Source organism: Fredinandcohnia onubensis, assembly GCF_002734215.1.
GTDB classification, from domain to species: domain Bacteria; phylum Bacillota; class Bacilli; order Bacillales; family Bacillaceae_L; genus Ferdinandcohnia; species Ferdinandcohnia onubensis.
This window is the reverse complement of sequence record NZ_NSEB01000004.1, coordinates 27,932-41,412: the sequence shown is the minus strand read 5'-3', so window position 1 is coordinate 41,412 and position 13,481 is coordinate 27,932. Positions and strand designations below refer to the sequence as shown.

Here is a 13,481-nt window from a genome sequence, read left to right as displayed (position 1 = left end):
TAGAAATCTCATTCTTATAAAGTCTAGTAAAGTACTTTAACCGAATTTGTTACAATTAACTGTGTTTTTAATCTTCTGATTTCAGGAAATAAATTTCCGTTTCCATCAATACGTTTTAATAAAATTGACGCTGCATTTTTCCCTATTTCTTTTGATGGTTGAACAACAACGGAGATTGGTGGGTTAAACATCTGAAATAATTCTGTTTGGTCATATCCACATAACGAAATGTCTTCTCCCATTTTTAATCCCAGTTCCATCATTATTTTCATAGAATTTACTGTTGTCGGGTAATTTGTTGTAAAGATTGCTGTTGGTCTCTCACTTAAACTTATTAATGATCGAAATGCATCACTTCCACCATCTTTGTTGTATTCGGAATGCACAATATAGTCATCGTTTAGCGGAATATTATAATCATTTAACGCACGCATATAACCTGTCAATCTCTCTTGTGCTGTATAAATTTCACTTGGCCCTGCAATAATGCCAATTTTTCTATGACCTCTGTTAATAAGCATTTCAACAGCTGAATATGAACCGTTTACATTATCAGCAACAACTGCATCTAGTTCATATCCCTTTACAAGCCTATCAATTAAAACAACCGGAATACCTGCATCTAATAACTCATCAGCATATAATTCAGATGAACTAACAGACATGATAATAACTCCATCTACATATTTACTTTTTAAATACTCTAATTTATCCTTTTGTTTCTTAATATCATCATTTGCACTACTTATTACTACACTGTAATCCAATGGATTTAGAAATTCTTCAACTCCTTCAATTACCTGGGTGCAAAAAACATCTGTTATACGCGGAATTAAAACCCCTATCGTGTTTGTTTTATTTGTCCGTAATCCTCTTGCAAATGGATTAGATTTGTAATCTAGAAGGTTAATTGCTTCCTCAATCTTTTTTCTATTTTCTTCTTTTAAGCTATAACCATTTATATACCTAGATACTGTGCCTATCGATAGACCAGCTTTTTTTGCAACATCTTTAATAGTCGACATCTTTTATCACCAATTTTAAAACATTATAATTTCTATATTTTGTTTTGTTGAAACGTTTCAATTTTTTGCTAAAAATATAATTACATGGTAGTAACCTGTAGATTTTTTAATGAAATCTTCTTAACTAGATCCTCAATATCTGATAAGTCTGTAAGACCTTTAGAAAACGCCGTTGATGCACCTGCTGCTGAAGCATATTGTAACGCTTCCTCAATCGTTTTTCCTAACTCGCGTTTCCCAATAAACATGCCTAGCATTGCGTCCCCCGCACAGGCTGTGTTAATAACTTTTCCCTTTACGGAAGAAACTTCAATTAGATGGTTAGAAGAAGCATAAATTGCACCTTGCTCTCCTCTTGAAACTAAAACTTGCTTAGCTCCCCTTTGTAGTAATTCTTTGCTGAATTGAATAACCTTTTCCTTGGAAAGACTTGATAACTCCACATTAAATAATGCTGCTAACTCTTCTTCATTAGGTTTGATTAGATAGGGCTTAAAAGCTAGACAATCGAGTAAAGTAAGAGAACTAATATCGAGGATTAATTTAATCCCATTTGTATTGCATATTTCAGCAATATCTAGGAATATATCATCACTAACTCCCCTAGGAAGACTTCCAGATATGCAAAGTTTACTACCATTAGGTAGTAGTTTTATTTTCTCTAACATTTCGTGAGTCTTTACTTCAGGTATAATCGGTCCTCTATTAACAATTTTGTACTCCTCATTTGCGTTAACAAATGTATTAATTCTGGTGTTTCCCTCAACAGAAATAAAATCTGTATCGATTCCCATTTTAATCAATTCCTGTTTAATAAACTCTCCCGAAAACCCTCCAATAAAACCTAATGCTTTGTTTCGAATTCCTAATTTGTTTAAAAGGATTGAAATATTAACAGCTTTCCCATTCGGTTGATAATCTTCTTCTAACGTACGATTGACAATTTTCGGCTTTAATTCCTTTAACTCTACGTATAAATCAATTGCAGGATTTAACGTACATGTGAAGATCAAGTTGATCACCTAACTTACATTTATTTTTTCTACTTGAAGATATTATTGCACAACTGAAATTGAAAATGTTTTCAGTATTTGTAAACCTTTACATCAAAATAAGAAGAAACTGCACCCAAATTATTAGGCAAAGCTAATAATTGAGGTGCAGTTTCTTTTCACGAGTTTTAATATGTGTTTTTTTCACCGATAAAGGATGTTTTATCCTGTCCCATTCGTATAACATATGAATCTAGTAGAATTCTAGAAATAACATTTAATGGTAATCTAGAACGCACCTCGAACTCAGGTAGTAAAGAATGGCTTCCTTTGTAACCTATTAAAGTTAAATCAGATAACTCTCCTAAACTCGAGTCGACACGTGTTGTTAATGTAATTGTTGAAACCTGTCGATTAGTTAAGTTTTCACATGCTTCGACAAGTTCTTGTGTCTCTCCATTTAGTGAAATAAAGATTGCCAGTTCCTTTTCATTTATTTTTTGAGATATTAATTTAATAATATTTGGGTCATTATGGTTTTCACAATTTTTCCCCATAAGCTGCAATTTAATTGTCAACTCATGTGCTATCATTTCAGAGAAACCTCTAGCAAAAACATAGATTTTTTCGGCATTGTGAATCTTTTGAATGGCATCCTCTAATTGTCCAATACTCAACATCTCAATTGTTTTAAGTACTTCGTTCTCATTTTTCTTAATAGCCTTTTTAATTTCAGTATCGATATCTTTCATTTGATTATTAGTATCCACTATATCCTGCCTATCCCTTAGGGAATATTTAAATGAAGTATAACCATCATATCCAATCTTCTTCATCATTCTAACTATTGTGGCAGTAGAAACATTTGCATTCTCACTTAATTTAACAATTGACATTTCTGGTATTTGATCTAGGTGATTATTAATATACTCCAATAAATAGCTTTCTGATTCACTCAATGAACTATAAACTTTTGCTGGAATTCCATGTAGAATGCTTTTCATATCCTTACACCTTTCGTTAGAGAATATCATTTTTGAAACTGAAATAAAAATGCGATGATTAAAATGAATTTTTCTAATAATTTTAATATATCATGCTAAAGTACCACACACCATTGGTTTACTAAATTATTCTAGCAAGTTCTAAAAAGCACAATTTTAGACGAAATGGTTATCGAGGCTATGAAGTTAGCTGAAAAATTCATCAAAGCGCTGGAACCATGTAGAAACGTCCTTAAAATGACTGGATGGATAACTATAGAGGATTTTGAGACTGAACGTTTAGCATATAAAACATCAAACCAATCTAGGAAAGAGCCTAAAAGAAAGGACTCTATCCCTACTGTTTTTCATAAACTTAATCAGGATAAGCAAATAGATTGTAAATGTATCGAGTTCAAAATAGTATAATAGGCTTAAAGAATTATTCAAGGAAAATTTATGGGGACCGAATTCGGCTAGTTACCGGGACACACTTACTAGTTAAATTACAAAGAAATTCGTTACTTAAGGGAGTATGGGTTTAATGCACGTTATTAGGGAATACCACGAAATTATTTATATTGAAGATGCCTTTGCTGTTTGCCAAAAAGCACGTTTAAACATTTATCGGTTAAATGAGATCGAAGATTACGTTAATACAAAAGGATATTTTACTGAAGTTGGGTGGAAATATTGGAAGAGCAAAATTAATCTTCGAAGAAAACAATTTGACCAATTAGAATCTAGGATGGGCATAAACACTGTTAAACCTATTAATAGTGTATCAAGAGGCTATGCTCAAAACACACTCGAACTTAAAGAACTAATAACATTAATAAATGCCTACCTCATTTTAAACTATAAGATTGAAAAAACAGTTTTATCTATTCAGCGTTTTTTGCTGACACTACTCAAAATGAAACACAAACAGGTTTCCGGTATTTTAGAACAATTTTATGACGGATATGCTAGATATTTACGTGAAATTAAAATAAATAACCTCGATATTAAGTTAAATCAGGTTACAACAGACGATGACAAGTTAATTACCTATGAAATCCAAAGTAAGGTGCCTAAATTCAAAAAAACGCTTAATACATTCACTCAGGAACAACTCATCTGCAAAATTAAAGATAATGAATCTTTAATTCTAAAAGAGTATAAAGAATTGGATCGCTACGAAAAACTTCTGTCTACGGTAATATCAAATAATATGGATATTATTGATAAACTTGAAAAAGAAAAAAATGAAAACTTTAATACTAAAGGTAATTTATTCAATTGGGGTCTTGCAGCTTTAGCCTTCCTTTTCGTTATATACTCTGCCATTATAGATACCATTTCGATTCTCCAAAACGAAGGATTGACACTAATACAGATTGTGAAAATTTTATTATATATACTCAAGATTGCCTTACTTCCCTAGGCTCTTGCTTCTCACTTTTACCTTTTGATAGATATATCAAAGTCATATTAGGTACCATAACTGAGGTTTTTCACCAATAAAAATGCGGAACTTTGCAAGTACAAAGTTCCGCAACCTATATATGTTTATTATTTAGAATGTAAAATAACGCCCCCAGCCTCCTACGTGTTACTGTGACCAGAATGCGGGACAAGGGGTCTGTCCCCGTGACCCACAGCAAGAATCAGGCACCTAGCCCTTCGACAAATCTCGGGGCGTCACTGTGACCTACGACTACTGTCTCCCCTCAGTCAATGGAATTGACTCATATTCTTCAGGATCAATATCGTACACAGTCCCATCAGTTACACCATTGATAATACCGTATAGACCTCTTTCCACTGCTTTGACTAATTCGCCCTTTTTCTTTTGACCCATGCTGTGTGTTTGGCCTCTTACTTCAAACAACACAGAGCCACTTCCATTTAGCGCAAATGTTCCTAACGCTGTACCAGGTAAGTCAAGTCCTTGTGGATATAGGGTAATGTTTGAATTCCCTTTTTCTTGTAGTGCATCATATACTGCTACATTCAGCTGGCGCGCAAAGTCGTAGTCATATGTATCCGCATATTCTGCATATTTTTGGCCTTCAGGTGTTGATGGATGTGGAACGAATTGGCCACTGATTGAGAATGTTACGAGATCATCTGTGCCATCCACCTCATAATATGGTGCTTGATGGTGTAAGTCTACAAATACATCCACCTTGCCAAACTCAGCTTGAAGGTCCTTATATACGTCACGAACGACCTGGGATTCTGGTGTAATGAACCATCCTGGTTGAGATGAATTCCCTGGGAAGTCCTCAGGGTGGGGCACATAATCAAGGTTTGGATTAAAGTCACGGTTTACATCAAAACCTGGCTCTGATGCATAATCAAAAGTTCGATTCTGGTATGTATAGTAGTTCCATGTTGGTGATACGCCCGCTAATTGTGGGAAGTCCTCTACTACCTCTGCCCATGTTAAATCATTTCCACGACGATTTAGTTCAGACGAGTCTGGGTTCATTTTCGGTAACGCTACAAACGTAACCTCCTCACGAATCTTTTGTGCTTCAGGAGAATTTGAACCTAAGAATTGTAAAATGTTGAGTAGAGCCTCCGTTCCAGTCGGTTCATTTCCGTGGATTTCACTTTCCATTAATATAACCTTGTCTCCGTGGCCAACTGTCGCCTTGTAGATTTCTCTATCACGGTTTGAGTAACCCGCTACCTCAACCTGAACCTTTCCTTGGCTGCTCTTTGCAATTTGCTGCAGTCTTTTCCCTAGCTGCTCATGATTCGTGAACCCCTCTACTGATAATACTTGTTGCTCAGGTGTCCCAGGCGATGTTTCCGGTTGTTGCGCAAACACTGGTGTAACCAAACTTGCTGATAATGCAATAACCCCTAACGTAGAAATAACCTTTTTCTTCTTCACTACCACCACTCCACTCTACTATTTTTTCTATGAATACAACTAGATTGTATGAGTTTAGTAGATTTTGCTTTGTCGTTTTTCGCTGTCGAAACTGTTCTAGTTTTGGCTATTCCTATCAAAATCCTTCGAAATCCGAAACTTTGATTAAAAATGAATAGTAGGTCCTATCAATTAAATCGTAGGAAATGCCTAGCTTTCAGGTAGGATTGTATCTTTTGGAGTATGAGATTTGGGGACTGAGACTATCATTTCAAGGAGTGCTTTATGCTCTTTCTTTTATACTTGAAAATTTGCCAACACCTATTAATAGGTTGCATATAGTGCCTTAAAATAAACATATCAAGTAATAATAATACGACTCGGTTCAACACAACCACCAGACCTCATTGTATTTTCGATCTGGTGGCGTGAAATTTTCTATTTATGACAGGAGTCTTGTGGGACGAGTGACCTGTCCCTTTGTCCCGCCACGAGGTATGCCGCTCCGATGATTCCTGCGTTGTTCCCTAGTTTTGCTATTTCTATGTTTGTGACTTCTCCGATTCTTCCTAGTGAGTACTGAATAAAATACTTCTTTGTGAGATTTAGTAGTTGTTCACCAGCTTGTGAGACGCCTCCGCCTATGATGATTTTTGAAGGATTTATGATCGCTGCAGCGTTAGCAAGTGCCTTTCCTAACATTTCGGCAGTGTATTCTAGTATGTCAATACAATCCGGATCTCCATTTCGGGCTTGAGTGAAAATATCTTTTGCGTCTATCGAACCACGTGTATTCAAATAGTGGGCTAAGCTACAGCTTGGATTTTCTTTTACTTTTTCCTTGGCTTGTCGGACAATTCCAGTTGCTGATGAGATGGTATCTAGACAACCAACACGTCCACAATTGCAAGGATAGCCATTAGGGTCTACAATGATATGACCGATCTCACCCGCAGTCCCATTCTCCCCATTTAAGATAGAACCATTTGCAATAATTCCACTACCAACACCTGTACCGAGTGTAATAAAAATCAGATTTTCAACCCTATCTCCCGCACCTTTCCAATACTCACCAAGTGCGGCTAGGTTTGCATCATTTTCAACTACGACTGGGAGAGAAAACTTAGTTGATAAAAGTTTTCCTAATTCAAAGTTTTTCCAGCCCAAGTTCACAGCTTCAAATACAATACCAGAATCACCATCCACAAAGCCAGGAGCGCCTACCCCAATTCCAAGAATATTATTTTCTATATCATTCTTTGATACTTTTGAAAGAACCGATTCCCATATATGTTTTATCTCTTTTCCGCGTACTGTAGGAATTTCCCACCTATTAAGAATATCGCCTTTTACATTCAAAAGGCCTAGCTTTATATTGGTCCCTCCTATGTCTATACCGATTATTTGTTTATCCATATATATCCCCTTGTAGAAATTTACTTGAAAAATCAATCAGAAAGAACATACAGAAACTATGAAGCCTATATCATATTAAGCCATACTCAGTGGTTAGCTTTTATTTTGATAAAAGCGAAGCTGCTGCTGAATCTATAATAAAAGTAACATTTGGATGATTTCTCAACACGGTTGCTGGGCAATCAACGCTAATTGGTCCTTCAATCGTTTCCTTCACAGCATGGGCTTTTCTTTCTCCAGACGCTACTAATAAAATTTCTTTCGCCTCCATAATATCTGCCAAACCTAAAGTGATCATTTGTGAAGGTGCTTCTTCCCTAGTTAGATTGTTGTATAACATCGTGCTTTGAATGGTCGATTCATCACTATCTGCTAAAAAGATTCTAGAATCAAATGGTGTTCCAGGTTCATTTGCACCTAAATGGCCATTTACACCTAATCCAACTATTTGCAGATCCCTCGGGTATTTTTCTAAAACATGTTTAAAACGATCAATTTCTGATTGATGATCTTCTAGACTTCCATCTAATAATTCTATTACCTTTGGATGTTTGGTAATTAAATCATAGAACTTTTTATGCATATACGTATAAACAGTAAACGGCTTTTGTCTCTCAGCAATGTACTCATCAAGGTTGATAATAACGGACTCATCTATCTCTAGTTCTCCGCTATTAACAGCCTGAACAAGCAATTCAAATAAACCATCATAGCTTGCACCCGTTGTTGTATTAATAACAGCATCCTTTTTATTTTTCAAAACCTCAGCCACGATTTCATACGCTTTTTTCGACATTTCTTGATAGTCTTTCGTTCTAATAATTTCCATGATGACCTCTCCTTAATAATATATTCCTATACCAAATGCGTTCCATTTGGTATGTTTTGATAATCTAACTTTTTAATATTTAAATAGGTAGCTCCAGGAGTAAATGCAAGTATATCCAGCTTCGAGATTTTACTTAATTCATCGAATAGATACCCTTGTTTTAAAACGATGACATCATACACATCAAGGTCTAACTTCGCTCGAGTGAAATGATTAATCGTAATAAATGACTCTCCTCTATTCGCAACGACTATGTCCACATTTCCTGATGAAATGGTACATACGTCTCCAACCTTATTATCAGAAGCATTAAGATATCCAAGAAGATCGCCCTTAGCTTTTAATGTACCTTGAACCTTAACCTTCTCACTGAATTCATCTACATTTCTACCAATCTCTACAGAAACCTCTTGGCCAACTTCAAATTGATTTAATTCAGAATAAGCTTCTGAATCAAAAATCGCGGAGATCAGTACTTTTTTGTCAGTTGGTTGTTTTGATAAATAACTCCTTAGTAAAACGGTATTAAATCCAGTTGCTCCTGCAGTTGTGTTGTCACCTGAATCGGAAACGAATATTGGTTTTACATTTTCATTGAGAGACTTATTAACCGCATCTTCTGTTTCTAATGCAAGGGCACTAAATGTAAAATCATTCTGTCTTTCATTAATATAGTCTTTCATTTCTGATACTATTTTTGACGCTAACCCATTAAACTCAGCTGTCTCAGGTACTACAAATATAGAAGCACCTGTATGTTCTGAATCACTCCATGCGTGACCTAAAAAGAAGGAAGCCGTTACAATTCCATCTAATCTCTCAATCTCCTCTAGCTTTTGAAAAATATCTTTTAAAGGATAGCTATTGCCAAGTGCTTTTTCCCCGCATATGACTAATGGTAATTTTTCAAAAGAAGGGGTGTACTTTTCGCCTTTCTGAATGTAATCTATTAAATATTTTGCAGTAAGCTGTTCCGTTTCGAGTTGGTCAATATGAGGTACTGTACGATATGCACGAACAATATTGACCAGCTTTGATAGCTCAGCAGGGATATTGGCATGTATATCTAGAGTTAGTGAAATAGGGATATCCTCATTAACGTACTTCCTGATTTCCTTTAACAGAGCTAACTCCCCTGAACCAATTCCCTCCACTACCATGGAGCCGTGTAGATGTAACCAAATTCCGTCTAGATCAGGTTCTCCTCTTAAGGTAGAAACAATCCTTTCAGTAAAAAATTCATATGTTTCCTTTGTTACTACACCTGAAGATAACCCCGTAGCATATATACTCGGAACGACATCTACCCCATTTTCCACTAGAATCGCTGTACTTCCCAACTTTGAAAGAACCTCCGGACCTTCGACAAAGACGAAATCCTCCTTCACTGTAGGAAATGGGTTAAATGTATTGGTTTCATGATAAAAGCAACCGACCATAATTTTCATAGCAGCAACTCCTTGTGTCTTTATTGTGGTAATCCGAAAACTAATTATTTTCAACTAAACTAGTAAATACCTTATTAAATACGTTTGAAAATGCTTCTCCAGATTTTTTGGCCAATTCTTCACAAGATTCCTCAAGTTCCTCAATTGTCAAAATTTCCTGAGTAACTAAGCCTGTATAATTTATTTCATCAAGTGCTTTAAGAAAGCCCTCTAAATCGATTGCGCCTTCTCCTGGGAATACCCGATCATTATCTAGAACATCTTCAACAGGTATAGGCCTAGCATCATTAAGATGAACGTATTTAATTCTACTTGTTTCAATTGCTAAAATATCTTCAATTGACTCTTGACTTGTGTACCAATGAAAACTATCTAGGACAATCCCAACGTTTGACTCACCTACTAAATCAAGCCATTGTAAGGTTGTTTTAGCATCATAGATAAAGACATTTTTCCATTTATGACGAAGGTGATGTGGGCCAACATATTCAAGGGCTAAATTCATATCATATTCCCGAATTAATCTGCCCATTAATTGAATTCGCTTTGAAAGTTCAAGTAAGTATGGTGCTATTTCTCGATCTGTTGATGGCATAAAATAGGTAAAGAAAGTCTTGCAGTCAAATTTGCTAGCTAATTCAGCAGTTTCTACTAATTCTTTTAGACCTTCTTTAAACCTTGCGTCATCCATTCTCCACTCCACTGGCAACTGGAGTGCCCCAATTATGACATTTTTTTCTTTCAAATACTCCTGTGCCTGCCTCAATCCCTGAGTCTCCACAAATTCTCTTAACTCATGAATAGTTGTTTCAACTGCGTGAAATCCATTAATCGAGGCTAAATGAATATGTTCCTTTAATCCGCTCACCTTACCAATACCAGCTGTACTTAATCCTTTTAACATCTATTCATACCTCCGTAGCAGTCTTGATTTTATAATTACTTAATTTTCACAGCTTCTCCAGTTTCAGCAGATTCATATAAACCATTTATTATTTTTTGAAGAATCACCGCTTCTTCAGGCTTACTAATTGGCTCAATGTTATGAATACAGCAGTCTACAAACCTTCTAAATTGTGTTTCATAGTAATCTGTTTCCGGCATGTATGCTGGAGTAGTATCTATTAAAGAGTTATATTTTTCCTGATAAATTTTTACTGGAAAAACATCAGCTCCACCTTTATCTCCCATTAAAGAAACCTGCATGACCTCATCTTTTTCAATATTAGCAGCAAAAGCCGCATCCAATGTAATCGATGAGCCATCTTTAAAAATAATCAATCCGCGACTAAAATCCTCAACCGAAAAGTTTTCCCAATCCCAGCTTCCCATTAATCCGACACCTTTTTTGTTTCCTAATTTTTGATAGGTCACACCTAATACCGTATCTGGTTCAGGGTATCCCATTAAATATAGAGCGGTATCAAGCATATGTACGCCTATATCAATGAGAGCCCCTCCACCTTGTAGCTCTTTATTGGTAAATACGCCCCAACCAGGGATTCCTCTTCTCCGAACTGCATTTGCCTTTGCTGCATAAATAGTTCCAAATTCATCATTATTAATATAGTCCTTTAATAGACCTACTTCAGGAGAGTGTCGATAATGGAAACCAAAGGTTAAGAACTTATTCATATCCCTGGCAGTTTGAGCCATTTCCTCAGCTTCTTGAACAGTGATTGCAGGAGGCTTTTCACATAAAACATGACACCCGGCCTTTAATACCGCTTTTGTTATCTCAGCATGAAATTTGTTCGGTGTACAAACACTGACTGCATCTAATTCAATCTCATTAAGCATTTTGTGATAATCATCGAAGTAATTCGGAATTCCCCACTTTTCAGCACATTGTTGTGCTCTCATAATGTTTACATCACTTACACCGATAATCTCCACATCATCTGAGCACTTTAAATAATTCGGAATATGTTTTGTTTGAGCAATTCCACCACAACCAATAATCCCTACTCTTAGTTTTTTCATATACAAACTCCCTTTCCAAACGTAATGTTTATCCCTTTACAGATCCTGCCAATAAGCCTTTTATAAAATATTTCCCTGCAAAAATATAAATCAACATAGTCGGAACGGCTGCCAATAGTGCACCAGCCATTTGGACATTCCACTCAACAACCTGACTACCCGCTAAGTTTTGTAGAGCTACCATGATTGGATGTTTGTCGTGACCTGTAATCGTTATCGCAAACAAAAACTCATTATAAATATTCGTAAACTGCCAAATTCCCACTACTACAAAACCAGTTATTGAAATAGGCATAATCACCTTTGTATAGGTTTGGAAAAAACCAGATCCGTCTATTTGTGCCGCTTCGACCAACGACTGCGGGATCCCAACATAGAAATTCCTAAACATTAAAGTAGTCATAGGTAAGCCATATACAACATGGACTAGAACCAATCCAGGAATGGTATTATATAGACCTAAAGACTTAATCGTTGTAATAAGTGGGATTAAGATACTCTGGTAAGGGATGAACATCCCCAATAACAAGATGGTAAAGAGCACTTCTGAACCTCTGAATCTCCACTTCGATAACGCATATCCGTTTAATGAACCTAATACAGCAGAAATGACGGTCGCAGGAACAACCATAATGAAGCTATTCCAAAAGTTTGGGTAAAGCTGCTTAAAAGCCTCTATAAAACTAGATAGGTTAAGACTTTTAGGCAAATCCCACATGGTCATGAAAGATACTTCCTCAAAGGATTTAAGACCAGTCACAATGAGTACATAGAAAGGGACTAAAAACATGATTGCCAATAGCGTTAAGACACCATATAAAAAGATTTTTGAAAGGAGCCTCGACATTAAGCATCCTCCTTTCGTCTGAACATATATGGAATGATAAAGATCATCACCATTAGTAGCATAAAGATGGCAATTGCTGCACCCTCAGCATAGAAATTACTCTTAAATGTTGTCTCGTACATATAAATCGCTGGCATATCCGTAACGAAATTAGGCCCTGATCCAGTCATCGTGTAAACCAAATCAAATATTTTCAATGAAATTTGAAACATAATGAGAACCAATCCAAACGTGATTGGCTTTAGTTGAGGTATGATAATCTTTATATAAACCTGCCATTTATTAGCACCATCCATTAGTGCTGCTTCCTTTAATTCATGAGGAACATTCCCCAAACCAGCTAAGTACATTGCCAACGAGAAGCCAGTCATTTGCCAAATAGCTGCAATTAAGACAGCAATTAAACCAACAGATAACCCAAAATCTATTTTAAAAATACTCCATCCAGGAATGATTGTAATATCCGTATACCAACCAGGAGAATAACCGAACTTACCCAAGAACAAGTTAACTCCGGATTCAGGATTAAATATCCATCTCCATACGACACCAGTTACAACAAATGACATTGCCATTGGAAATAAAAATATATTTCGATAAAGCCACTTTCCCTTAACATTTTGTTCTAAAAGAATAGCTAAAAATTGTCCTAGAATGATTACACCAACAATAAAAAACAAAGAAAAAAAGATCATATTTCGAATATCTGATTGAAATCGAAACGACTCTAACAAAGTTTTATAGTTCTCTAGTCCAACAAATGTAAAATCAGGCTTTAATGAATTCCATTTAACAAGAGATACAACACCAGTCCAGCCTATAAATAAATAAACAAAAACAATTACAAATAACACCGAGGGTAATACGATAAGGAAAGGAAGCATTCTATCTAATGTTATAGATTTGTTTTTTCTCCGCTTTTGTCCACTATTGTCTTTTATACCCAAAGAACTCCCCCCTCTACCTTTAATAGAAACTTTCCTAGAATAGCAAACTCGTAGATAAAAAATCAATAAAAGACAAACCCACCACAAAATATGTAACTAGGTGTCAAATTAGGTAAGGATTTATTTTGTGGTATGCTTGTCAGAA

The 13,481-nt window shown here is 35.7% G+C and carries 12 protein-coding genes; 1 reads left to right on the top strand and 11 read right to left on the bottom strand.

Annotation, left to right across the window (positions count from 1 at the left end; all coding sequences use genetic code 11):
- Positions 1–23: 23 nt before the first annotated feature.
- The 3 genes from CKK03_RS03305 to CKK03_RS03295 form a co-directional block, all read right to left on the bottom strand.
- Complete coding sequence (locus tag CKK03_RS03305; RefSeq protein ID WP_099361210.1) at positions 24–1,025, bottom strand: LacI family DNA-binding transcriptional regulator; 1,002 nt, start codon at positions 1,023–1,025, stop codon at positions 24–26.
- 80 nt (positions 1,026–1,105) lie between these two features.
- On the bottom strand, positions 1,106–2,038 hold the full coding sequence (gene pfkB / locus CKK03_RS03300) for a 1-phosphofructokinase (protein WP_099361209.1): 933 nt from the start codon (positions 2,036–2,038) through the stop codon (positions 1,106–1,108).
- A gap of 167 nt (positions 2,039–2,205) precedes the next feature.
- Positions 2,206–3,021 carry a MurR/RpiR family transcriptional regulator gene (locus CKK03_RS03295; RefSeq protein WP_099361208.1) on the bottom strand — a complete coding sequence of 272 codons (816 nt, stop codon included), beginning with the start codon at positions 3,019–3,021 and terminating at the stop codon, positions 2,206–2,208.
- A gap of 523 nt (positions 3,022–3,544) precedes the next feature.
- Here CKK03_RS03295 and CKK03_RS03285 point away from each other — a divergent pair.
- A complete protein-coding gene (locus tag CKK03_RS03285; RefSeq protein WP_099361206.1) occupies positions 3,545–4,426 on the top strand; it encodes a hypothetical protein in 882 nt (293 codons plus the stop codon).
- A 273-nt stretch (positions 4,427–4,699) separates the two neighbouring features.
- Here CKK03_RS03285 and CKK03_RS03280 read toward each other — a convergent pair whose 3' ends face one another.
- The 8 genes from CKK03_RS03280 to CKK03_RS03245 all read right to left on the bottom strand — a co-directional run bounded on the left by CKK03_RS03280 (position 4,700) and on the right by CKK03_RS03245 (position 13,273).
- A complete protein-coding gene (locus CKK03_RS03280; protein ID WP_245863982.1) occupies positions 4,700–5,887 on the bottom strand; it encodes a M14 family zinc carboxypeptidase in 1,188 nt (395 codons plus the stop codon).
- Positions 5,888–6,304: 417 nt separating this feature from the next.
- Positions 6,305–7,282: an ROK family glucokinase gene (locus CKK03_RS03275; protein WP_099361205.1), complete on the bottom strand. Its 978-nt coding sequence runs from the start codon at positions 7,280–7,282 to the stop codon at positions 6,305–6,307.
- Positions 7,283–7,382: 100 nt separating this feature from the next.
- Positions 7,383–8,111 (bottom strand): glucosamine-6-phosphate deaminase, encoded by a 729-nt coding sequence (locus CKK03_RS03270; RefSeq protein WP_099361204.1) that lies wholly within the window; start codon positions 8,109–8,111, stop codon positions 7,383–7,385.
- Positions 8,112–8,137: 26 nt separating this feature from the next.
- A complete protein-coding gene (locus CKK03_RS03265) occupies positions 8,138–9,559 on the bottom strand; it encodes a M81 family metallopeptidase (protein ID WP_099361203.1) in 1,422 nt (473 codons plus the stop codon).
- A gap of 40 nt (positions 9,560–9,599) precedes the next feature.
- Complete coding sequence (locus tag CKK03_RS03260; protein WP_099361202.1) at positions 9,600–10,463, bottom strand: sugar phosphate isomerase/epimerase family protein; 864 nt, start codon at positions 10,461–10,463, stop codon at positions 9,600–9,602.
- Positions 10,464–10,498: 35 nt separating this feature from the next.
- Positions 10,499–11,542, bottom strand: coding sequence for a Gfo/Idh/MocA family protein (locus CKK03_RS03255; RefSeq protein WP_099361201.1), 1,044 nt, complete (start codon positions 11,540–11,542; stop codon positions 10,499–10,501).
- 28 nt (positions 11,543–11,570) lie between these two features.
- Entirely contained in the window at positions 11,571–12,389 is an 819-nt protein-coding gene (locus tag CKK03_RS03250) for a carbohydrate ABC transporter permease (protein WP_099361200.1), read from the bottom strand.
- Positions 12,389–13,273: a carbohydrate ABC transporter permease gene (locus CKK03_RS03245; protein ID WP_099361785.1), complete on the bottom strand. Its 885-nt coding sequence runs from the start codon at positions 13,271–13,273 to the stop codon at positions 12,389–12,391. The genes CKK03_RS03250 and CKK03_RS03245 overlap by 1 nt, the downstream gene beginning before the upstream one ends.
- Positions 13,274–13,481 lie beyond the last annotated feature (208 nt).

What these genes read in the sequence shown, in the direction of transcription:
- CKK03_RS03305 (WP_099361210.1), bottom strand. Translation starts at nt 1,025, where the DNA reads ATGTCGACTATTAAAGATGTTGCAAAAAAAGCTGGTCTATCGATAGGC.
- CKK03_RS03295 (WP_099361208.1), bottom strand. Translation starts at nt 3,021, where the DNA reads ATGAAAAGCATTCTACATGGAATTCCAGCAAAAGTTTATAGTTCATTG.
- CKK03_RS03285 (WP_099361206.1), top strand. Translation starts at nt 3,545, where the DNA reads ATGCACGTTATTAGGGAATACCACGAAATTATTTATATTGAAGATGCC.
- CKK03_RS03275 (WP_099361205.1), bottom strand. Translation starts at nt 7,282, where the DNA reads ATGGATAAACAAATAATCGGTATAGACATAGGAGGGACCAATATAAAG.
- CKK03_RS03270 (WP_099361204.1), bottom strand. Translation starts at nt 8,111, where the DNA reads ATGGAAATTATTAGAACGAAAGACTATCAAGAAATGTCGAAAAAAGCG.
- CKK03_RS03265 (WP_099361203.1), bottom strand. Translation starts at nt 9,559, where the DNA reads ATGAAAATTATGGTCGGTTGCTTTTATCATGAAACCAATACATTTAAC.
- CKK03_RS03260 (WP_099361202.1), bottom strand. Translation starts at nt 10,463, where the DNA reads ATGTTAAAAGGATTAAGTACAGCTGGTATTGGTAAGGTGAGCGGATTA.
- CKK03_RS03255 (WP_099361201.1), bottom strand. Translation starts at nt 11,542, where the DNA reads ATGAAAAAACTAAGAGTAGGGATTATTGGTTGTGGTGGAATTGCTCAA.
- CKK03_RS03250 (WP_099361200.1), bottom strand. Translation starts at nt 12,389, where the DNA reads ATGTCGAGGCTCCTTTCAAAAATCTTTTTATATGGTGTCTTAACGCTA.
- CKK03_RS03245 (WP_099361785.1), bottom strand. Translation starts at nt 13,273, where the DNA reads ATGCTTCCTTTCCTTATCGTATTACCCTCGGTGTTATTTGTAATTGTT.